Source organism: Serratia liquefaciens, assembly GCF_027594825.1.
GTDB lineage: Bacteria > Pseudomonadota > Gammaproteobacteria > Enterobacterales > Enterobacteriaceae > Serratia > Serratia liquefaciens_A.
Genome location: NZ_CP088930.1, coordinates 4799720 through 4820803 on the forward strand (window position 1 = coordinate 4799720; position 21084 = coordinate 4820803).

The following is a 21084-nucleotide window of genomic DNA, read 5'->3' on the forward strand; positions in this document are numbered from 1 at the left end:
CGGGAAATCAGGAGAGTACATGTACTACCCCCTCATCAGAAAAGCGTTGTTCCAGCTCGATCCCGAGCGTGCGCATGAATTGACTTTTCATCAGCTCCGCCGCGTCACCGGCACCCCGTTAGAATTTGTTATTCGCCAGTCTGTGCCGACCAAGCCGGTAAGCTGCATGGGGCTCTCTTTTAAAAATCCTTTGGGTTTGGCCGCCGGTCTGGATAAAGACGGCGAGTGTATCGACGCATTCGGCGCCATGGGTTTCGGCTTTGTCGAAGTCGGCACCGTGACGCCACGCCCGCAGTCGGGCAACGACAAGCCGCGTCTGTTCCGCATCGTGGAAGCAGAAGGCCTGATCAACCGAATGGGCTTTAATAACCAGGGCGTGGATAATCTGGTTGAAAACGTTAAGAAATCTCATTTCGGCGGTATTCTGGGGATTAATATCGGCAAGAATAAAGACACCCCGGTCGAGCAAGGAAAAGACGATTATCTGATCTGTATGGATAAAGTTTATCCGTATGCCGGTTATATCGCGATTAACATTTCGTCACCCAATACGCCGGGGTTACGATCCTTACAGTACGGTGAAGCGTTAGACGATCTTTTGGCCGCCATTAAAAATAAGCAGCAGGAATTGCATGCGCGCCATCACAAATATGTGCCGGTGGCGGTAAAGATCGCGCCGGATCTTTCAGAAGAAGAATTGATCCAAATAGCCGACAGTTTGGTGCGCCATAATATAGATGGCGTGATCGCGACCAATACCACGCTGGATCGTAAATTGATCCAGGGGCTGAATTATTGCGAGCAAATGGGGGGCCTGAGTGGTCGTCCGTTGCAGGCGAGCAGCACTGAAGTGATCCGCCGTTTGTCACTTGAGCTGCAAGGGCGTCTGCCGATTATCGGGGTGGGCGGAATTGATTCCCTGATGGCCGCGCGGGAAAAAATGGCAGCCGGGGCTTCGTTGGTGCAAATTTATTCCGGATTTATCTTCAAAGGTCCGCGGCTGATTAAAGATATCGTTAACTACATCTAATATTTTTCCTTTCATTTTCAGCCGGGGGTTTATTTCTTCCCCCGGCTCGTCTATATTTTGTCCACTAGCATAAATATCGTTCGCGGAATTATCCGATGTTTAAGCGACTTGAGTGGTGATAAAATCACCTTTTAGGGTAAATACGGCGTGGCATGGGCAGCGAGAAGGATAAGACATGAAGATAAAACCTGACGATAATTGGCGTTGGTATTTTGACGCCGAACACGATCGGCTAATGCTGGATTTAGCCAATGGGATGATCTTCCGCTCGCGTTTTCCTGCCAAAATGTTAACGCCGGATGCTTTCGACGAATGCTCTTTCTGTGTGGACGACGCTGCGCTTTATTTTAATTATGAAGAGCAGTGCAAACAGATAAAGCTCAGCCACGAGCAACGCGCCGAACTGGTATTAAATGCCCTGGTAGCCTATCGCTTCCTCAAGCCGCTGATGCCGAAAAGCTGGCATTTCTCGCAGCAACATTATCCATTGCAGCCGAAAAACGGTGAGTTGGCGGCGGTGAAGGTGATGGAGAGCGGCGTTGAAGCCCGCCTGCTGGTGGTGGAAGCCGGCGACAACGCCAGCCTTTGCCTGCTGGCGCAAAACCAACTCTCCGTGGCCGGCCGTACCATGGTTCTTGGCGATGCCATCAAAGTGATGCACGATCGCCTTAAACCCTGTGCGCAATACGAGGCTTCCGCCCCGGCTTACGACAGGGCGGTATAACGGCGATTACGCCAGCGTCAAATCGCTTTTTGGAATACAGCTGCAGCAAAGGATGGTGCCATTGTTGGCGACCGCACTTTTCTTCAGCGGTGCCACTTCGCCACTGACCAAGGTGATGCGACAACTTCCGCAAATTCCCGCACGGCATGAATAAGGCACGCGCAGCCCTTGCTGTTCCAACTGCTCCAGCAAGATCTGCTGATTATTGCCGGTAAACACCGTTCCCGCGTATTCGATAGTGACGCTATGTTCACTGTCCTGCGGCGCCTGCACGCTCTCAACCACTTTTCCTGCGCCATAAGGGCGCGGTGGTTTGTTGGATAACACTTCCACCGTATCACCGACGCGGATAATACCACTGCTGCGCGCCACCATATTCTGGCCAAAATCGATATCGCCGTTGTCCGCCGTGCGGAACTTCTGCAGGGTGCTCAGGGGTTCGCCGCTCGGGTGCTTGCGGCCACGTTCGGTGCTGACGGTGGTCAACACGCAGCGGCTACAGGGTTTGACCAGATCAAACATCACGTCACCGACGCGGATCACCTGCCAACCGTCTTCGGCCCAGGCTGCAGCACCGGTCACCACCAGATTGGGGCGGAACTGCTCGAGCTTGATGCTACCTGGGCAACGCTGCTGCAAATCGTTGAATGAGGCTTCGTTGATCAGCAAATAAGGGTAGCCGTCGGCGAAAGAAAGGGGGATTTCCGGGTGTTTTTTCACGCGACGGGTCAGCTCGGGGCCAAGCCAACGCAACTGCACTTCACGCTGGAAATAACCGCTCAGCCAATTGTTAATCGCTGCCGGCGCAATTAAGGCGGTGAAATGGTTGCCCCAGACTTCGGTCGGTTGCGCCTCAGGGGCGAAATCGCTGAAGCGGATGGCAGCGCTTTCTCCGTCCGGCGCGGTCAGAAATAGCCCATCGGGCAGCAGAGCCGGGGTGAACATCACCATTTGCGGATATTGGCGTGCGGTAATAAAGGTGCCATCCGGTTCGGTGATCATAAAGTTACGGTCGAAAGCCAATCCACTGCTGGAAGCCTGCGCGTGCGAAAGCTGCAAACCACGAAGTGATTTCACCGGATGAACGTAAAGTTTCGAAAGCGTAATCACCCTTATCCCCGTGCGATTATTAAATAGAAGGGAGCAACTTTATGACAAGCGGTCTGGATTAGCTATAATGCGCAACAATTTTCTTTTTGGTGATAAGTACGATATGAACTCTCTGTTTGCCAGCACGGCGCGTGGACTGGAAGAACTGTTAAAAAGCGAACTGGAAGCGCTGGGCGCTCACGCCTGTAAAGTAGTGCAGGGTGGGGTACATTTTCAGGGTGACGATCGTCTTCTGTACCAAAGCTTGCTGTGGAGCCGTCTGGCCTCACGTATTTTGCTGCCGCTGAATGAATTCCGCGTGCACAGCGATCTGGATCTGTATCTGGGTGTGCAGGCGATCGACTGGACCAGCATTTTCGGCGTGGATAAAACCTTCGCCGTTCACTTCAGCGGCGTGAACGAAGAGATCCGCAACAGCCAATATGGCGCATTGAAGGTCAAGGACGCCATCGTCGACAGCTTTACGCGCAAGATCGATCAGCGCCCGACGGTGGCCAAACAGCAGCCGGATATTCGCGTCAATGTGTTCCTGCAGCGTGATATGGCCAGCGTAGCGCTCGATCTGAGCGGTGAAGGTCTGCATCAGCGCGGTTACCGCGATCTGACCGGTCAGGCGCCGCTGAAGGAAAGCCTGGCGGCGGCGATTGTGCAGCGTTCCGGCTGGCAGCCGGGAACGCCGATGCTCGATCCTATGTGTGGCTCGGGAACGCTATTGATCGAAGCGGCGATGATCGCTTCCGATCGCGCGCCAGGTCTGCACCGTCAACATTGGGGCTTTACCGCCTGGAATGGTCACAACGTCGACCTGTGGCGCGAAGTGATCACCGAAGCGCAGGTGCGCGCACGCCGTGGCTTGCAAGAAACCACCTCGCGTTTCTTCGGTTCTGATATCGATCGTCGGGTGATTGAAATGGCGCGCGGCAATGCCCGTCGTGCAGGCGTTGCCGAACTGATTACCTTTAACGTCAACGACGTAGCCAAACTGACTAACCCGCTGCCGGAAGGCCCGACCGGCACCGTGGTTTGCAACCCGCCGTACGGCGAGCGTCTGGAAAGTGAACCGGCGCTGATCGCCTTGCACAATATGCTGGGCCGGATCATGAAGAGCGCATTCGGCGGCTGGCAGTTGTCATTGTTCAGCGCTTCGCCGGAGCTGCTGAGTTGCCTGCAGCTGCGTGCCGAGCGCCAGTTCAAGGCCAAAAACGGTCCGTTGGACTGCGTGCAGAAAAATTACCAACTGGCGGAGAACCCACAGGGCTCCGGCGGCATTCAGGTGGCGGAAGATTTTGCCAACCGCCTGCGCAAAAACCTGAAGAAGCTCGACAAGTGGGCCAAACAGCAGGGCATTGAGTGTTATCGCCTGTATGACGCTGACCTGCCGGAATACAACGTGGCGGTGGACCGCTACGGCAGCAAGGTGGTGGTACAAGAGTATGCGCCGCCGAAAACCATCGATGCGCAGAAAGCACGTCAACGCCTGTTCGATGTGATCAATGCCACGCTGGCGGTGCTGGAATTGCCGTCCAATCAGCTGATCCTGAAAACCCGTGAGCGCCAGAAAGGCAAAAACCAGTATGAAAAACTGGCGCAGAAGGGCGAGTTCCTGCTGGTGGAAGAGTTCAATGCCAAGCTGTGGGTTAACCTGACGGACTATCTCGATACCGGCCTGTTCCTCGACCACCGCATTGCTCGCCGCATGCTGGGTGATATGAGCAAGGGCAAGGATTTCCTCAACCTGTTCGCCTATACCGGCACCGCCAGCGTGCACGCCGGGTTGGGGGGCGCGCGCAGCACCACCACGGTGGATATGTCGCGTACCTATCTGGAATGGGCGGAGAAAAATCTGCGCGTTAACGGCCTGACCGGCAAACAGCACAGATTGATCCATGCAGATTGCCTGTCATGGCTGCAAAATGCCGACGAACAATTCGACGTGATCTTTATCGATCCTCCGACCTTCTCCAACTCCAAGCGGATGGAGAACACTTTTGACGTTCAGCGCGATCACCTGGTGCTGATGCAAGATTTGAAACGGTTGCTGCGTCGTAACGGGACCATCATGTTCTCGAACAACAAGCGCGGTTTCCAGATGGATATGGCCGGCCTGAGCGCGCTGGGTCTGGAGGCGAAAGAAATTACCGCCCAGACGCAGTCGCAGGACTTTGCCCGTAACCGTCAAATTCATAACTGCTGGCTGGTTACCCACGCCGGCGAAGGAAAATAATTACTATGTCGTTAATTAGCATGTCCGGTGCCTGGCTGTCATTCAGCGATGCGCCGCTTTTAGATAACACCGAAATTCATATTGAAGACAACGAACGCGTCTGTCTGGTTGGGCGTAATGGTGCCGGTAAATCAACGCTGCTGAAGATCCTCGGTAAAGAAATTCCGCTGGACGATGGTCGGGTGATTTACGAGCAAGATCTGATCGTTGCGCGTCTGCAACAGGATCCACCGCGCAATATCGGCGGGACAGTCTTCGATTTCGTGGCCGAAGGCGTGGCCGAACAGGCGGAACACCTGAAGGCCTATCACGCGATTTCGCACCTGGTGGAAACCGATCCGAGCGAAAAAAACCTGACGCGTATGGCGCAGATTATGGAGATCCTCGATCACCAGGGGCTTTGGCAACTCGACAGCCGCATCAGCGAAGTGCTGTTGCAGCTGGGCCTGAACGGGGACGCGGAGCTTTCCTCGCTTTCCGGCGGTTGGCTGCGTAAAGCGGCGCTGGGGCGCGCGCTGGTCAGTTCTCCACGCGTATTGCTGCTGGACGAACCGACCAACCACCTGGACATTACCACCATTGACTGGCTGGAAGGCTTCCTGAAAGAGTTCCAGGGCAGCATCGTGTTCATTTCCCACGACCGTTCCTTTATCCGCAACATGGCGACGCGCATTGTCGATCTCGACCGTGGCAAGCTGGTGTCCTGGCCGGGCAATTATGATCTGTATCTGCTGAGCAAAGAAGAAGCGCTGCGGGTAGAAGAGCTGCAAAACGCTGAATTCGACCGCAAACTGGCGCAGGAAGAAGTGTGGATCCGTCAGGGCATCAAGGCGCGTCGTACGCGTAACGAAGGCCGCGTACGTGCGCTGAAGGCGTTACGTAACGAGCGTTCAGAACGTCGTGAGGTGATGGGCACCGCCAAAATGCAGGTTGAAGAAGCGGTACGCTCCGGCAAGATTGTGTTCGAGATGGAAGACGTCAATTATCAGGTCGGCGGCAAAGTGCTGGTGCGCAATTTCTCCGCCCAGGTGCAGCGCGGCGACAAGATTGCCCTGGTGGGGCCGAACGGCTGCGGCAAAACGACCTTGCTGAAGCTGATGCTTGGCCAGTTAAAGGCCGACAGCGGTCGCGTACACTGCGGCACCAAGCTTGAAGTGGCCTATTTCGATCAGCACCGCGCCGAACTGGATCCGGAACGTACGGTGATGGACAACCTGGCAGAAGGCAAGCAGGAAGTGATGGTCAACGGCCGCTCTCGCCACGTGCTCGGCTATTTGCAGGACTTCCTGTTCCATCCGAAACGCGCCATGACTCCGGTGAAAGCGTTGTCCGGCGGTGAGCGTAACCGTCTGTTGCTGGCCAAGCTGTTCCTGAAGCCAAGTAACTTGTTGATTCTCGATGAACCAACCAACGATCTTGACGTCGAAACGCTGGAGTTGCTGGAAGAGCTGATCGACGGCTATCAGGGCACCGTGCTGTTGGTAAGCCACGATCGTCAATTCGTCGACAACTCCGTGACCGAGTGCTGGATCTTTGAAGGCAACGGCGAGATCAGCACCTTCGTAGGCGGTTATTACGATGCGCACCACCAGCGCGCAACGGCAAAACCTATCCGTCAGGTCGCGGCGGAACAGAACAAGCCGGCGGCGGAGAAAAAGGCTGAACAGTCCAAGAAACCGGCGGCTAAACTGAGCTATAACTTGTTACGCGAGCTGGAACAGTTGCCGCAACGCCTTGAACAACTGGAAGCGGAAATTGAAGCGCTGCAGGCGCAAATGAGCGATGCTGACTTCTTCACGCGTCCTCACAGCGAAACACAGCAGGTGCTGACCGCGCTGGCCACCGCCGAAGGGACATTGGAAGAAGCCTTCGCCCGTTGGGAAGAGTTGGAAGCGATGAAGAACGGCTAACCGTTGAGATACCGTCCGCGCGCTGCTGCGGGCGGTATTGTCGTACCGGTGAGCGACGTTGTTAAGGAGGATTATGGTGTGTTCCCACGAGAATCACGAGCAGCACAGTCACGCAACACAGCAACAGGACAATCTGATGCTGTGTCCACAATGCGACATGTTGGTGGCGTTGCCGCCGCTGGCATACGGTTCGAAAGCGGTATGCCCGCGTTGTAAAACGACCCTCAGCTCCCGCTGGCAGGAACCCCGCAAGCGGCCAATCGGCTATGCCCTCAGCGCATTGTTTATGCTGCTGCTGGCGAATATTTTCCCGTTTATCAATATGCGCGTTGCCGGTCTCGGTAACGAAATCAAACTGATCCAGATCCCGCAGGTGATGGTGGCGGAAGATTACGCCAGCATGGCTACGCTGTTTATGGTGTTCGTGCAGTTGATCCCGGCATTCTGCATGGTGGCGATCATTGTGCTGTGTGCCAGAGTGCGCATGCCCCTTGGCCTGAAAGAGTGGATGGCCAAGATGCTGTTCCAGTTTAAAACCTGGTGCATGGTCGAAATTTTCCTCGCGGGGGTGCTGGTCAGCTTCGTTAAGCTGATGGCCTATGGCGATATCGGCATCGGCAGCAGCTTTGTGCCTTACTGCCTGTTTTGCCTGCTGCAGGTGCGCGCCTTCCAGTGTGTGGATCGCCGCTGGCTATGGAATGACATTGAACCGGCGCCGCGGCTCGACCGCCCCATGAAAGTAGGGCACATCGGGTTGCGCCAGGGCTTGCGCTCTTGCCAATGCTGTACGGCGATTCTGCCGGCGGAGATGACCCATTGCCCGCGTTGCCACACCAAAGGTTATGTCCGTCGCCGCCACAGTGTGCAATGGACATTGGCACTGCTTGTCACCTCGATCATGCTGTATATTCCGGCTAATCTGCTGCCTATTATGGTCACCGAGGCGCTGGGCAATAAAATTACTTCTACCATCATGGCCGGGGTGATACTGCTGTGGGGCGAAGGATCTTATCCGGTGGCGATGGTGATCTTTATCGCCAGCATCATGGTGCCTTCGTTGAAAATGTTGGCGATTGGCTGGTTGTGCTGGGATGCCAACGGCAAGCATAAACCCCGGGCCGACAGCGAAAGGATGCACCTGATTTATGAAGTGGTTGAATTCGTCGGCCGCTGGTCGATGATCGATGTGTTTGTAATCGCCGTACTTTCGGCGTTGGTACGGATGGGACAATTGATGAGCATTTATCCTGCTACTGGCGCGCTGCTGTTCGCCATGGTGGTGATCCTCACTATGTTTGCTGCCATGACGTTTGATCCCCGACTGTCCTGGGATCGCGTAAATGAAACAATAAAAAAGGAGCCGCAAGGTGACGGAAAATAATCATAGCGTCGCGGACGTTGAAAAGATCAAGCGCTGGTCGCCGGTGTGGATTATCCCCATCGTCACTGCGCTGATCGGCGCCTGGATCCTGTTTTACCATTTCAGCCACCAGGGGCCGCAGGTGACGCTGGTCACCACCACAGCCGAAGGCCTGGAAGCGGGTAAAACCAAAATCACCAGCCGCAGCGTCGACGTCGGCGTGGTGGAGACCGTGAACCTGAGCGACGACCTGAGCAAGGTGGTGGTGCAGGCCCGGCTAAACTCCGGCATGGAGAAATTGCTGCGCGAGGATACCGCCTTCTGGGTGGTGAAACCGCAGATTGGCCGTGAAGGCATTTCCGGTCTGGGTACCTTGCTGTCTGGTGCTTACATCGAGCTGCAGCCGGGCAAAAAAGGCAAAGAGAAAAACGATTACCAACTGCTGGATGCACCGCCGTTGGCTTCCCCGGATGCCAAAGGGTTGCGCATCGTCCTGGACAGCGAAAAGTCCGGCCAGCTGAATGCCGGCGATCCGGTGCTGTTCCGTGGTTACCGTGTCGGCTCGGTAGAGACCAGCTATTTTGATCCCAAGATGCGCGCCATGCGCTATCAGCTGTTTGTCTCCGCTCCTTACGACCAACTGGTGACCAGCAACGTTCGCTTCTGGAAAGACAGCGGCGTGGCCTTCGACATGTCCGCGCAGGGCATGCGGGTAGAAATGGGATCTCTGGCTACGCTGTTCAGCGGCGGCGTCAGTTTTGACGTGCCGGACGGTTGGGATCGTGGCGAGCAGGTGAAAGAGAAGACGGAATATCAGCTGTTTGATAACCAACGCAGCATCCAGGATTCGCTGTACACCGTGCACAAAGATTACCTGATGTTCTTCTCGGATTCGATTCGCGGCCTGCAGCCGGGAGCGCCTGTCGAGTTCCGCGGTATCCGTTTGGGGACCGTGGCGCAAGTGCCATTCTACAAAGAGGGTATGATGCAGCGGCTGGATAACGATTACCGTATTCCGGTGCTGATCCGCATTGAACCGGATCGTTTCCAGAAGCAGTTGGGCGGTAATTTCGATATTGAAGGCCACCTGAAAGATGCTGAATCACGCGGTATGCGCGCTTCTCTGAAGTCCGCCAACCTGCTAACCGGCTCCCTGTATATCGATCTGGATTTCTATCCGCAAGAGAAAGCCTGGAAGGGGCCGCGTGAGCTGTTCGGTTATCCGTTGATGCCGACCACCAGCGGCGGTTTGGCGCAGATCCAACAGAAACTGATGCAGACGTTGGATAAGATCAACTCGATGCCATTGAATCCGATGATCAATGAAGCGACCAAAACCCTGGCGGAAAGCCAGAAGACCATGAAGTCGACGCAGCAGACCATGCAATCGTTGAACGACATCATCGCCAGCAAAGAGATGAAGGCGCTGCCGCAGGATATGCAAAAAACGCTGCAGGAACTGAATCGCAGCATGAAAGGCTTCCAGCCAGGTTCACCGGCCTACAACAAGATGGTCGGCGATATGCAACGCCTCGATCAGGTGCTGCGTGAACTGCAGCCCGTGTTGCGTACCTTGAACGAAAAGAGCAACGCGCTGGTGTTTGAAGCCGCGGGCAGTAACGATCCTCAGCCGAAGAAGGCCAACAAATGATGAAATGGATTCCGGTAGCCCTGGCGTTGGTACTCAGCGCCTGTAGCAGCACCCCACAGAAAACCTACTACCAACTGCCGGCGCTGGGGGCGCCGACACAGGTGAGCGGCGGTGAGACTTCTCGCCAACTGTGGTTGGAACACGTCACCGTGGCGGATTATCTGGCGCAGAACGGCGTGGTTTATCAGACCAATGATGTGCAGTACGTCATTGCCCAGAATAACCTGTGGGCCAGCCCGCTCGATCAGCAACTGCAGCAAACGCTGGTCACCAACCTGAGCAGTGCATTACCGGGTTGGGTCGTGTCCTCCCAGCCGATGAGCAGCGATCAGGACGTGTTGAACGTGACGGTCAGCGGTTTCCATGGTCGTTTTGATGGCAAGGCGATTATTCGTGGCGAATGGGTGCTGAGTCATCAAGGCAAGCTGACCAAACGGCCATTCAGCCTGGAGCTGAAACAGGGCGAGGATGGTTACGATGCGCTGGTCCGTACGTTGGCGCAAGGCTGGCAGCAAGAGGCACAGTCCATCGCCTCACAGGCCGGTCGTTTTTAGTCATAATTTGGACTAAAAAGGTCTAATCCCTTCCGATGAAAAATATTAAAACTTTTCGTCGGGAGGGATTTTTATTTTATTTCAATTGGTTAACCTCTTTCCCGGCATATCAGCCACTTAGCAAATTCTGCGTGTGTAGCTCACAAATATGACATTGGCGTGAATTTTGCGCATTGATCTTCCCTTCATTTAGCGCTATTGCTTATACGTGGCTGCACAAAAAGCAGCCATTGTTTTCTTTCCACCAGACCAAATATGAGGGAAACGAGGCATGAAGAGACAGAAACGCGATCGTCTGGAAAGGGCGCATTCTAGAGGTTATCAGGCAGGTATTTTAGGGCGTTCGAGGGAATATTGTCCCTACCAATCATCTGTGGACGCCCGGTCTCAATGGCTGGGAGGTTGGCGAGAAGCCATGGAGGACAGGGCTGTGACCGCTTAAGCGGCTCCCTGTCAAAAAAAAGGAATAACCTCCGCTCCAGGCGGAGGTTTTTGTTTAAACAGCCTTACCCCTGCCAGCGTTTCAGCAAGATACTCGCATTCACGCCGCCAAAGCCAAAGCCGTTCGACAGCGCGTAGTCGATGGTCATTGGTTGTGCTTTATTGGCCACCAAATGCAACCCCTCGGCTGCCGGGTCCGGATTATCCAGATTCAGCGTGGCCGGTGCGATCTGATCGCGCAGGGCCAGCGCCGTAAATATGGTTTCCAGCCCGCCCGCAGCGCCGAGTAAATGCCCCGTAGCCGATTTGGTCGAAGTGATGGCTACGCCGCCCCCGGTGCCGAACAGGTGTTTAATGGCATTGATCTCGCCTAAATCACCGACGGGTGTTGAGGTGGCGTGGGCATTCAAGTGCTGGATTTGCTCCGGTGCGACACCGGCCTGCTTCAGCGCAATTTTCATTGCGCGATAGGCACCGTCGCCGTCTTCAGCACCGGAGGTCATGTGGTAGGCATCGGCGCTGGTACCGTAGCCGACAATTTCTGCCAGCGGCGTGGCGCCGCGTGCCAGCGCATGTTCCAGCGTTTCAATAACCAGCATGCCGGCACCTTCCCCCATGACAAAACCGTTACGCGCGCTGTCGAAAGGCCGAGAGGCTTTTTCTGCCTCTTCAGGTGACGTCGTGGACATGGCGCGCGCTGCGGCAAAGCCCCCGAGGCTGACGGTATCGATTGCGGCTTCTGTACCGCCACACAGCGCGATATCGGCCTCATCGTTACGAATCATGCGCACGGCATCGCCGATGGCCTGAACCCCTGCGGCACACGCAGTAACGGGGGCACCAATCGGGCCTTTGAACTGGTGCTTAATCGACACATGACCGGCCGCCAGATTGACCAGGAAAGAGGGAATGGTAAATGGCGAAAGGCGTTTGGCACCCCGGCTGTCGGTGGTACGCACTGCGTGAGCAATCGCCGGGAAACCACCAATACCTGAGGCAATCACGGTTGCGGTTCGCTCCTGCTTATCTTCCGTATCCGCTGTCCAACCTGCCTGACGAATGGCCTCATCGGCCGCCGCCATCGCCAGCAGAATAAAGCGGTCCATTTTCTTTTGGTCTTTTGGCGGTACAGCGCTGTCGGGGTCGAAACCCGCCTCGGGATCCTGTTCCAACGAAGGCACCTGCCCACCGATTTTTACCTGCAGGTCAGCAACGATCTCTGCCGGGAGCGGACGAATGCCGGACTGGCCATTCAGCAAACGCTGCCAGATAGCCTCTACGCCGCATCCCAGTGGCGAAACGGCGCCCATGCCGGTAATGACTATACGACGACTGTTCATAGTGACTCCTTGGATGATTCTGAGGGGAATGCAGAAAGGTTCTGCTGCATCAGGGCCGCGCGTTGGCGCATACCGTCGGTCGCCGCCGGCCCTGGCGCTAAGGTAATATTATGCAGCGCGATAGGCTGCTGGGTAATGCTGTCGATCAGTTCTAGGCGTATTGGCTGCCCTGTGCGGCGATCGACCAGTTCCGCGCTAATGCCGTCATCGGCCAGATGGGTATTTCCCCAATGGAGTAGGGCCGCAATCACCGGGAAGAAATCTTTGCCGCGTTCGGTGAGCAGATACTCATACCGCACTGGCCGGATTTGATATCGCTGCTTATGCAGAATGCCGCTTTCCACCAGGTATTTCAGGCGGCGGGTCAATATGGTGGGTGAAAGCCCCAGGCTTTGCCGAAACTCATCAAACCGCGACAGGCCCTGAAAAGTATCACGCAGTATCAGGATGCTCCACCATTCACCTACGCGATCCAGAGAACGGGCTACGGGGCATGGCACGTTGTCAAAACGGGTTTTCTGCATGGCATACCTCCTGGTAACTACAATAATTGTAGTAACTATTTAGCCGCCATGAACCTGAGGTTTAAAAGCTCAGAGCACAATAATGGCGGGAAAATAAACGGCGACCGGGAAGGGCCGCCGTGACTGCGATTAGAACGCAGCAGTGTCCTTGAACAGGCCCACTTTAAGATCGCTGGCGGTGTAAATCACCTGGCCATCGACCAGAACTTCACCATCAGCCACACCCATAATCAGCTTACGGATGATCACGCGTTTGAAGTTGATACGGTAGGTGACCTTCTTCGCGGTCGGCAATACCTGGCCGGTGAATTTAACTTCACCCACGCCCAGCGCGCGGCCTTTACCTTCGCCACCCAGCCAGCCGAGGTAGAAGCCTACCAGCTGCCACATGGCATCCAGACCCAGGCAGCCCGGCATCACCGGATCGCCGATAAAGTGGCAACCGAAGAACCATAGGTCCGGATTGATATCCAGTTCCGCTTCCACATAACCTTTGTTGTGGGTGCCACCGTCTTCGGTCATCTTGACCACGCGGTCCATCATCAACATGTTACCTGCCGGCAACGGCGGGCCGCCGGCGCCAAACAGCTCGCCACGGCCGGATGCTTCGAGGTCTTCTTTCGTATAGGAGTCGCGTTTTTCTACCATGTTCTCAGTAAACCTTATTTTAATGAAGGGCGCAGATTAGCTTACACGTGTACGCTGAACAAGTCCGATCAGCCGTGGTTGAACCAGTTGAGCCAACGAAGTGGCCACGGCCAGCGCCGGCGTTCCTGCGGATTCACCTGGGCAATCCGTTCCTGAATGGCAGCCAACAGATTAGGTTGCTGCTCATCAGAGTAAGGATAACCGGTGAGTAATGGCAAGGCCTCTGCGGCGCTGTCGACGGCCCACAGATGGAATTGCCCCTCGCGCACCGCATCGACTACGTCCTGGCGTAGACACAGGTGGCGCACGTTGGTGGCGGGCATGATGATGCCCTGCTTGCCTGTCAAACCGCGACGTTGGCAAACTTCAAAAAAGCCTTCGATCTTCTCGTTGACGCCGCCAATAGGCTGCACATTGCCGAATTGGTCGACGGAGCCGGTGACGGCGATCTGTTGGGTGATCGGCTGCGATGACAGCGCGCTGATGAGTGCGCACAGCTCAGCCAGTGAGGCGCTGTCGCCATCCACTTCGCCGTAAGATTGCTCAAACACGATTGAAGCCGAGAAGGGCAGCGGCTGGTCCAGTTCCAGTTCTGAAATCAGGAACGCCTGCATAATCATCATGCCTTTGGCATGCAGATTACCGCCGAGTTCGGCCTTGCGTTCGACGTCGGTAAATTCGCCATCGCCAAGATGCACGACACAGCTGATACGAGAAGGCTCGCCAAAGCTGCGCGGGTGACCGGGATATTCCAGCACCGACAGGCCGTTGATCTGGCCGACAACTTCACCTTCGGTTTCAATCAGGATTTGGCCCAGCTCAATTTCATCCTGCATCCGCTCTGCGAGGTAGCTTTCACGCCACTCGCGGGCATTCAACGCGGCTTCGAATGCTTTGGCGGTGATGCTCTCTTCCTCGGCATACAGCGCTGCTTCAGAAAGTTGTTGGCTGATCCACAGAGGGGAGAGCGGCAGATTGCCTTGATCGCCGCTGTGACGCACGGCTTGAACCATTAACGGGTACCAGGCATCGGCGGCCAGCGATGGTAATTGCTTCTCGTCGATAAGGGCGTTGACGTAGCCACACCACTGCACCATGTCATCGATTTCGGTGAGTTGCAGATCTTCTTCGTATTCGCCGTAGACCGCCTGCTCGCTCAGCTCCGGCTCGATATCATGGAAATCGGCCAGGCCGTGGCGATCGCCCACAACGATTAGCCGTAATTCCAACGGCATCGGGGGAATGGCAATCGGCAGCGGTCGCGTTTCATCCGGGGAAACCCAATGGAACTGGCGCTGAGTGATCATTTGCTTCAACCGCAGCCACAGTAACGGCTGAGCCAGCAGGGAGCGTGCCGACAGGATCAGCACGCCACCATTGGCTTTATGCACCAGGCCAGGTTGCAAGCTGATTTCATTGTTGTGGATCCTGACGCAGCCAAACAGCTGTTCCGGCTCAATCCATTCCTGAAATACGCAGGCGCCACCGGCCGCAAAGGCTTCATCACCCTGACTGGCGGGTTCAACGCTGACTTTGCTGCCCTGGATCACATAGTGACTGCCCTTAAACGCGGTATTCTGCGGTTGCAGTTGTTCAACTGCCTGGGCAATCAATGCCAGATACTCACGCGTTTCCTGCGCTTTCAACAACATGAAACGCGATGGCGACTGTGGATGGCAAAACAGCGTCAGTGCATTTTCCAGCCGAGGCTGAATGGAAGCAAAGGACACGGGCGCCAACTGCGCGGCGGTATCAAATATCGCTTGATAAGGCGTAACGTCCGGCAACAGTGATTGCCATTCAAGTCGGTTATTGGTCAAAGTGTTAGATGCAATCGTCAAAAAGGGAAAGGGCGATTATACAAGAATAATGACAGCTTGATACATGCAGAGTCGTAGTTGGTGTCAGGGAGTTTGACATCGTGCGATGACTGTGCAAAAAACAGTCTAAAAACGGGGTAATTGCCGGGGAAATTCGGCGTAAAGCTGTTATGCTTAATTAAAGTTACGCGGTCACTGAAGAGCTCACGATGAAATATCAGCAACTGGAAAATCTGGAGAGCGGTTGGAAATGGAAGTACCTGGTGAAGAAGCACCGGGAAGGGGAAACTATTACCCGCCACATCGAAAACAGCCTTGCTCAGGAAGCCATTGACGAGCTGCTGAAGCTGGAAAATGAGCCGGTTAAAGTACTGACGTGGATCAGCCACCATATGAATCCGGAGCTGGATAACCGGATGAAGCAAACAATCCGCGCGCGGCGTAAACGTCATTTTAACGCAGAACACCAACATACGCGTAAAAAATCTATCGATCTGGAGTTTTTGGTTTGGCAGCGTTTGGCCGGTCTGGCTCGTCGCCGTGGTGTGACTTTGTCAGAAACCGTGGTCCAGCTGATTGAAGATGCGGAACGTAAAGAGAAGTATGCCAGTCAGATGTCATCGCTGAAACAGGATTTAAAAGCCATTCTCGGTAAAGACGAACAGTAAGTCAGCTCGTCAGTCCCCGTCCTGTGAAAGGGGGCAACATTGCCAGTTACGCTGATTTAGAACGAAAAAAAACCCCGCATAGCGGGGTTTTTTACTAAGAGTGGTAGCTTAGCCTTGTGGCTGAGTTACAACGTCTTTGATACCTTTAACTTCGATCTCTACGCGACGATCTGGTGCCAGGCAATCGATCTGTGCTTTGGTAGCACGGCCAGCTTTGTAGCCACAGGTGTTACCAGTGACGGAATCAGCTTCGCCCATACCACGTGCAGAGATTTTGTCTGAAGGAATACCTTTAGATACCAGGTAATCAACAACGCTTTGAGCGCGTTTTTCAGACAGTTTCTGGTTGTACTGGTCAGAACCAACGGCGTCGGTGTAACCCAGAACTACAACAGAACCATCTTTAGGATCCATGGAGCTCAGCTGAGTGTACAGCTGGTCCAGAGCCTGTTGGCCTTCTGCTTTCAGAGTGGATTTGTTGAAGTTGAACAGCACGTCAGACTTCAGAGTGAAACGCTTGGTTTCAACAACTGGAGCTGGAGCCGGAGCTGGTGCTGGAGCAACAACATCATCCTGACCGAAACGGTAAGAAACACCCAGGCTCAGCATGGTGTTGTCTGGACGTGCGCCGACAGTACCTGCATCACCGATGTTGCTAACGAATTGGTAGTCCAGGCGAGTAGCCCAGTTTTTGGTCAGTGCGTACTCAACACCCACTGCAGCCAGCGGAGAAACGCCAGTGTCGTGGTCGCTCAGACGAGTGCCATTGCCGTAGTTAGCTTTGGAATCTGCACGCCATACCATACCACCCAGACGAGTGTAGATGTCCAGATCGTCGATGATTGGGTAGCTCAGTTTAGCTGCCAGTTGAACGCCCTGTGCTTTGAAAGCACCGTTGTTCACGCTGCCTTTGTAAGGCATACGGCCAAGCCAGTCATAGCCCAGCTCGAAGCCCAGGTATTGGTTCGCCTGGTAACCCAGGAACGCGCCAGCACCCAGTTGATCTTTATGGGTCGGACCATTGCCGATACCATTCTGGTAACCGTTGCCGTAGAAACCAGTGTCATGGTACTGGGACCAGCCCAGTTTAGCACCGGTGTACCAGGTATTATCTTTTGGGGCGGCTTGCGCTACGGTAGCGAAACCAGCCAGTGCCACTGCTAATGCGATAGCTGTCTTTTTCATTTTGCGCCTCGTTATCATCCAAATAGGCAATGAGCTTTAAAGCTGTTTTAAGCCCTTGGTTAAATTCCTTCGCCAAGGTTTGAGCCCTCGTTTGTTACTCGGCCAGTTTATCTGGCGTTATAGAGCAACCTTGGCGATGTAAAGTCTACAACGTGGCGCGAAAGTTACAAGTGTGATGTGATAAAGCTCTAAAAAAAAACGCGGAATCGTACATATTTACTAACATTAACCGGCAAAAAAACGAGCAATTTAGCCTTCGTTTTGGGCCGCGGAACCGCAGCCGCACTCGCTTTTCCCCTGATCCCATAAAGGTTCCCTTGCAGAACGATGAAAATGATGGGAAAAATCCTAAATTTACTTAATGATACAAAGAAGAGTGAATTTTTAGGGTGGAACACTGTCCGTGAATCGGGTTTATGTCACGCTGAGGACGCATAATGAACCCATAAGCGTTACCTAATTCTGCCGCACGTCTTAATTTTAGACGATCTTCTTCTGTAAGATCGGGTAGCCAGCCGAGTACGACACTGTAATTTCCCGTCAGTAACGCTTTTTCCATCGCTTCGACCGTGTCCAGCGGACTGATTTGGCTCAGCTGCACCACTTTCCCAACCGGCAGGCCGGACTGCTGCAGCCACCTTTTGCTCAGCTTTTGCTGTGGGGTCAGCCATAACAACCAGCGAGACTGCATGCCCAGTTGCTGTAGCAAAGGCAGCAGCAGTTGCGCCACTGCGGGCTGATGCTCGTTGTAAACAAGTTCACTGATAAGGCCATCTTTGTTGCCGGCATCTGTGTTTTCTGCAGCATTGTTCACCGCAAAAGAGGTGTGGCTGAAATGGGTTTTGTAGAGTGATTGAGTACGCATAAAGTATCCCGCCCGTAGTGTCACTGTATGTTTATACAGTACATCCAGTTGTCAGTAAGATCAACCCAAATCTTCGTAGCACCTCGCATAATTGCGATCATTTTTTATACGGCAGACTTTTGTGATTGGCATGCTCATGGATAGTGCGTATTTTTCTAATTACTTGTTCGCGTTAGTTTTATTTCATTGATACGAGAAATGATAGAACGGAAACTCACACCAGGAGAACGTTATGAAAGGGAAATCAACGGGAAGGATCGCACAAGCCAAGGCTTGTTTTTGCGCATTAGGCACTATCGCTACTCGCTCGCAGTTCGGGGGCTATGGGGTACTGGCCGACGGCATCATGTTCGCGGTTATCGCTGAAGGAGAACTTTATCTCCGCGCTACGGAGGGGCTGGAATCGGTCTTTCGCTCACGCGGCATGGTCAATATGGTTTACTCCAAACGCGGTGTGCCAATCACTATGCGCTATTACTGGGTAGATGAGACCTTGTGGCGTGATAGGGATGAGTTGGTTGGGTTAGCCTGGCAGGCCATTCGTGAAGCGCGCCGGGAGCTAGAGGTTAAAGCGGACAACCAGAGTCGGTTAAAAACCTTACCGAATATCGACATCAACATGGAACGTTTGCTGTGGCGAGTCGGTATTCGTAATGTTTATGATTTGCGCTTAAACGGGGCCAAGCGCAGTTATCTTCGGTTATTGCAGCAGCAAAAAAATTTAGGGTTGCGGGTGCTGCTTTCGTTGGGCGGGGCCATTGCCGGCTATCATCACGCCGCTTTGCCTTCGGAATTACGTAGCGAGCTGACACACTGGTTTGAGCGTACCATGATGTTGCTTAGCCACGGCCATAACCCAAGAGTCCGGGGCCTGACGAAAGGCCCCGAATGATTATGCCGATTTACCTATTTGCGCATTCAGCATCGTGAGTTCCGGCAAGAGCTCAATCACCAGCCCAATCTGCTGCAACACCAATTGATCTTTGCTTTCCGGTTCCGGCGCCGCGTGTTGAATTCGTTCAGCCAGGCTTTCCAACGCCTGAGTGATGCGCCCACTGTCCTGTTCTTCTTGATGCAGGGCACCATCGACATAACAGACAGCATCATTCAGCAGATCCAGGGTCGCAGTATTATTCAGGCGTTCACGGTGTGCCCCCAACGCAGAGATATAACTCAATAAGGTGTGGTTCAAACACAGCAGACGGAAAGCTGCATCCTGAACGTCTTTATTGGCCTTGGGATCGGCAGACATATTTGAAATCACCGATGCCAGCTCCGCGTCACTGTTGTGCGCATCCCGACGAGCGATACGATAGGCAAGGCCGTTGTCTTTCCCCTGATGGTATTGCACTAAAATGGCATCCAGATAACGGCAATTGGCGTTCAGCGTCTTGCTGACCACCGTGGGTAATTGCCGGAACTTCCAGTCTGGCCAGATAAAGCTGACTGCGGCCCAGGCGATGGCGCAGCCCAGCAGCGTGTCATAAACGCGTGGCGCGGCGACTTCGAAACCTTCGCCCAGCAGGTTAAAGCACAGCAATACCAACAGGGTGATAAACATCGTGGCATGTGCATATTGCACGGTGCGAAAAGCGAAAAACAAAACGCCGCTAATCACAATCAGCACCAGTTGACCTTCCACCGAGGGCACAAAATAGAGGATGGGCAGCCCGACAAGAATACCGGCCAGTGTGCCGATTATCCTCAATGCCAGCCTGCGGCGGGTGGCGTTGTAGTTGGGTTGGCAAACAAACAGGCTGGTTAACAGGATCCAATAGCCATGCTGCATGCCGGTAAATTGAATAAAGGCATAACCAATACACAGCACCACAGACATGCGAATGGCATGGCGGAACAAGGCCGATTGCGGCGTCAGATGGCGGCTGATGCGCAAGCGAATATCGCTCCAGCCGGTGAGCCGATCATCCGACAGGCTGTTCTCTTCCACCTGGCCGTTGGCCAATGCCTGTTCGGATTCAATATTTGCCAGCTGTGCGTCAATCGCGCGCAAATTTTTCAACAGGTGCGAAAGCGCCTTGGTTAATTCCCGATTTTCCGAGGTAAGCGTAATGCGAGCTAAAGCTTCATCAATGCGGCCAAAGGCTGGTTCGAAGCGAAGGTTGTGCTGATACTTTTGCCGCATCAAAATCGACTGGGCCAACTGTTGGCAAGCGCGAGCCTGCATGCTGAGCAAGCGCTGAAAGCGGAACAGGATATCGCTATGACGGAATTGTCGGCTTAGCGCCTGGTATTGAACGTGTGCGGAGCTGGCACGTTCATGGATGTCCTGCGCAACGAAGTAATAATGCAGTGTCCGGCGGGTGCCTCGCTGGCCGCGATCGCCTTTTAACCGCGTCAGCAATGAAGCCTTGGTTTGATTAAGGATGGTCACCAGCGTGCTGTTGGCCATGGCAACGTCCATCCAGGGCAGGTCTGCATCCTGTTCGGCGTCGGGATCAAACAGGTTGGCTTTGGCGTCCAGATAATTGGCCAACTGGTCGTAACAACGCGCCAGGTTTTCCTGTAAAGGACGGATAGGGAAGATCAAATGACCTATCAACGTCAGCAGGTTGTACCACAGCGCACCGATGATCAGCAGCATAGGCTGCTGATACCAGGCGTCATACATCGAGGCGCCGAGCATGGTGTAAACCGCGATCAGCAAGGCGCCAAATGCAATGGTGGCGTAACGTTGCCCCAGAGCACCTAACAAAATAAAGCAGCAGGTGGAGGTCGTCAGGCCGAGAGCGAACAGCCAGGGGTAAGGAAACAGCAGTTCAATGGAGGCGGAGGCAACAAAAAAGCACACCAGCGTGATCAGCAAGTTGCGAAGTCTGCCGGTCAGGCGGTCGTCCAAATCGGTCAACGCCGCAGCCACCACCCCCAGCGTCAGGGGAATGGTGAGTTTCGGAATACCGAGCCACCAGGGAACGGCGGCTGCGCCGGCCAGCGCAATAAAAATACGCAGGTCATAAAGCAGGTTGCTGTTGTAGGCATAACGACGTATTGCTGGTGCAAAAGAGAGCACAA

Annotated in this window: 18 protein-coding genes; 10 read left to right on the top strand and 8 right to left on the bottom strand. The window is 54.3% G+C overall.

What is annotated here, in order from left to right:
- Positions 1-19 precede the first annotated feature (19 nt).
- Both pyrD and LQ945_RS22080 read left to right on the top strand, forming a co-directional pair.
- Positions 20-1030 (top strand): quinone-dependent dihydroorotate dehydrogenase, encoded by a 1011-nt coding sequence (gene pyrD / locus LQ945_RS22075; protein ID WP_020826160.1) that lies wholly within the window; start codon positions 20-22, stop codon positions 1028-1030.
- 175 nt (positions 1031-1205) lie between these two features.
- On the top strand, positions 1206-1754 hold the full coding sequence (locus LQ945_RS22080; protein ID WP_270101738.1) for a cell division protein ZapC: 549 nt from the start codon (positions 1206-1208) through the stop codon (positions 1752-1754).
- Positions 1755-1760: 6 nt separating this feature from the next.
- On the opposite strand, the gene LQ945_RS22085 is transcribed toward LQ945_RS22080, so the two are convergent.
- Complete coding sequence (locus LQ945_RS22085) at positions 1761-2864, bottom strand: YcbX family protein (protein ID WP_182821478.1); 1104 nt, start codon at positions 2862-2864, stop codon at positions 1761-1763.
- Positions 2865-2967: 103 nt separating this feature from the next.
- Between LQ945_RS22085 and rlmKL the strand changes: the two genes are divergently transcribed.
- The 6 genes from rlmKL (at position 2968) to rmf (ending at position 11005) form a co-directional block, all read left to right on the top strand.
- On the top strand, positions 2968-5088 hold the full coding sequence (rlmKL, locus tag LQ945_RS22090) for a bifunctional 23S rRNA (guanine(2069)-N(7))-methyltransferase RlmK/23S rRNA (guanine(2445)-N(2))-methyltransferase RlmL (protein ID WP_270103019.1): 2121 nt from the start codon (positions 2968-2970) through the stop codon (positions 5086-5088).
- Between the two features lie 5 nt (positions 5089-5093).
- Positions 5094-6998 carry an ABC transporter ATP-binding protein gene (locus LQ945_RS22095; protein WP_270101739.1) on the top strand — a complete coding sequence of 635 codons (1905 nt, stop codon included), beginning with the start codon at positions 5094-5096 and terminating at the stop codon, positions 6996-6998.
- A 73-nt stretch (positions 6999-7071) separates the two neighbouring features.
- Positions 7072-8379, top strand: coding sequence for a membrane integrity-associated transporter subunit PqiA (gene pqiA, locus LQ945_RS22100; RefSeq protein WP_270101740.1), 1308 nt, complete (start codon positions 7072-7074; stop codon positions 8377-8379).
- Entirely contained in the window at positions 8366-10009 is a 1644-nt protein-coding gene (gene pqiB / locus LQ945_RS22105; protein ID WP_270101741.1) for an intermembrane transport protein PqiB, read from the top strand. Before pqiA ends, pqiB begins: the two co-directional genes overlap by 14 nt.
- Positions 10006-10563, top strand: coding sequence for a membrane integrity-associated transporter subunit PqiC (pqiC, locus tag LQ945_RS22110; RefSeq protein ID WP_044549599.1), 558 nt, complete (start codon positions 10006-10008; stop codon positions 10561-10563). Before pqiB ends, pqiC begins: the two co-directional genes overlap by 4 nt.
- Before the next feature lie 271 nt (positions 10564-10834).
- Positions 10835-11005, top strand: a complete 171-nt coding sequence (gene rmf / locus LQ945_RS22115; RefSeq protein WP_071827009.1) for a ribosome modulation factor — start codon at positions 10835-10837, stop codon at positions 11003-11005.
- Positions 11006-11069: 64 nt separating this feature from the next.
- Here the strand turns inward: rmf and fabF are convergent, their stop codons facing one another.
- The 4 genes from fabF to LQ945_RS22135 all read right to left on the bottom strand — a co-directional run bounded on the left by fabF (position 11070) and on the right by LQ945_RS22135 (position 15336).
- Entirely contained in the window at positions 11070-12344 is a 1275-nt protein-coding gene (fabF, locus tag LQ945_RS22120) for a beta-ketoacyl-ACP synthase II (protein ID WP_270101742.1), read from the bottom strand.
- The gene (locus LQ945_RS22125; protein ID WP_270101743.1) at positions 12341-12868 is read right to left on the bottom strand and encodes a winged helix-turn-helix transcriptional regulator; all 528 of its coding nucleotides are present in this window, start codon (positions 12866-12868) and stop codon (positions 12341-12343) included. Before LQ945_RS22125 ends, fabF begins: the two co-directional genes overlap by 4 nt.
- Positions 12869-12997: 129 nt before the next feature.
- Positions 12998-13516: a bifunctional 3-hydroxydecanoyl-ACP dehydratase/trans-2-decenoyl-ACP isomerase gene (fabA, locus tag LQ945_RS22130; RefSeq protein ID WP_012006178.1), complete on the bottom strand. Its 519-nt coding sequence runs from the start codon at positions 13514-13516 to the stop codon at positions 12998-13000.
- A gap of 68 nt (positions 13517-13584) precedes the next feature.
- Positions 13585-15336, bottom strand: a complete 1752-nt coding sequence (locus tag LQ945_RS22135) for an AAA family ATPase (protein WP_197022760.1) — start codon at positions 15334-15336, stop codon at positions 13585-13587.
- Between the two features lie 209 nt (positions 15337-15545).
- On the opposite strand from LQ945_RS22135, the gene matP reads away from it, so the two are divergent.
- A complete protein-coding gene (gene matP, locus LQ945_RS22140) occupies positions 15546-16004 on the top strand; it encodes a macrodomain Ter protein MatP (protein WP_044549607.1) in 459 nt (152 codons plus the stop codon).
- 108 nt (positions 16005-16112) lie between these two features.
- On the opposite strand, the gene ompA is transcribed toward matP, so the two are convergent.
- Together ompA and sulA are read right to left on the bottom strand one after the other, a co-directional pair.
- Positions 16113-17189 carry a porin OmpA gene (gene ompA / locus LQ945_RS22145; protein ID WP_020826172.1) on the bottom strand — a complete coding sequence of 359 codons (1077 nt, stop codon included), beginning with the start codon at positions 17187-17189 and terminating at the stop codon, positions 16113-16115.
- Between the two features lie 358 nt (positions 17190-17547).
- On the bottom strand, positions 17548-18054 hold the full coding sequence (sulA, locus tag LQ945_RS22150; protein ID WP_270101744.1) for an SOS-induced cell division inhibitor SulA: 507 nt from the start codon (positions 18052-18054) through the stop codon (positions 17548-17550).
- Positions 18055-18286: 232 nt separating this feature from the next.
- Here sulA and LQ945_RS22155 point away from each other — a divergent pair, with 232 nt between their 5' ends.
- Positions 18287-18946, top strand: a complete 660-nt coding sequence (locus LQ945_RS22155) for a TfoX/Sxy family DNA transformation protein (RefSeq protein ID WP_262240027.1) — start codon at positions 18287-18289, stop codon at positions 18944-18946.
- Here LQ945_RS22155 and yccS read toward each other — a convergent pair whose 3' ends face one another.
- Positions 18947-21082: a YccS family putative transporter gene (yccS, locus tag LQ945_RS22160; RefSeq protein ID WP_270101745.1), complete on the bottom strand. Its 2136-nt coding sequence runs from the start codon at positions 21080-21082 to the stop codon at positions 18947-18949.
- Positions 21083-21084 lie beyond the last annotated feature (2 nt).

Bases quoted from the DNA above. Each gene is read 5' to 3' on its own strand.
- pyrD (WP_020826160.1), top strand. From the start codon at position 20: ATGTACTACCCCCTCATCAGAAAAGCGTTGTTCCAGCTCGATCCCGAG.
- LQ945_RS22080 (WP_270101738.1), top strand. From the start codon at position 1,206: ATGAAGATAAAACCTGACGATAATTGGCGTTGGTATTTTGACGCCGAA.
- rlmKL (WP_270103019.1), top strand. From the start codon at position 2,968: ATGAACTCTCTGTTTGCCAGCACGGCGCGTGGACTGGAAGAACTGTTA.
- LQ945_RS22095 (WP_270101739.1), top strand. From the start codon at position 5,094: ATGTCGTTAATTAGCATGTCCGGTGCCTGGCTGTCATTCAGCGATGCG.
- pqiA (WP_270101740.1), top strand. From the start codon at position 7,072: ATGGTGTGTTCCCACGAGAATCACGAGCAGCACAGTCACGCAACACAG.
- pqiC (WP_044549599.1), top strand. From the start codon at position 10,006: ATGATGAAATGGATTCCGGTAGCCCTGGCGTTGGTACTCAGCGCCTGT.
- rmf (WP_071827009.1), top strand. From the start codon at position 10,835: ATGAAGAGACAGAAACGCGATCGTCTGGAAAGGGCGCATTCTAGAGGT.
- fabF (WP_270101742.1), bottom strand. From the start codon at position 12,344: ATGAACAGTCGTCGTATAGTCATTACCGGCATGGGCGCCGTTTCGCCA.
- LQ945_RS22125 (WP_270101743.1), bottom strand. From the start codon at position 12,868: ATGCAGAAAACCCGTTTTGACAACGTGCCATGCCCCGTAGCCCGTTCT.
- fabA (WP_012006178.1), bottom strand. From the start codon at position 13,516: ATGGTAGAAAAACGCGACTCCTATACGAAAGAAGACCTCGAAGCATCC.
- matP (WP_044549607.1), top strand. From the start codon at position 15,546: ATGAAATATCAGCAACTGGAAAATCTGGAGAGCGGTTGGAAATGGAAG.
- ompA (WP_020826172.1), bottom strand. From the start codon at position 17,189: ATGAAAAAGACAGCTATCGCATTAGCAGTGGCACTGGCTGGTTTCGCT.
- sulA (WP_270101744.1), bottom strand. From the start codon at position 18,054: ATGCGTACTCAATCACTCTACAAAACCCATTTCAGCCACACCTCTTTT.
- LQ945_RS22155 (WP_262240027.1), top strand. From the start codon at position 18,287: ATGAAAGGGAAATCAACGGGAAGGATCGCACAAGCCAAGGCTTGTTTT.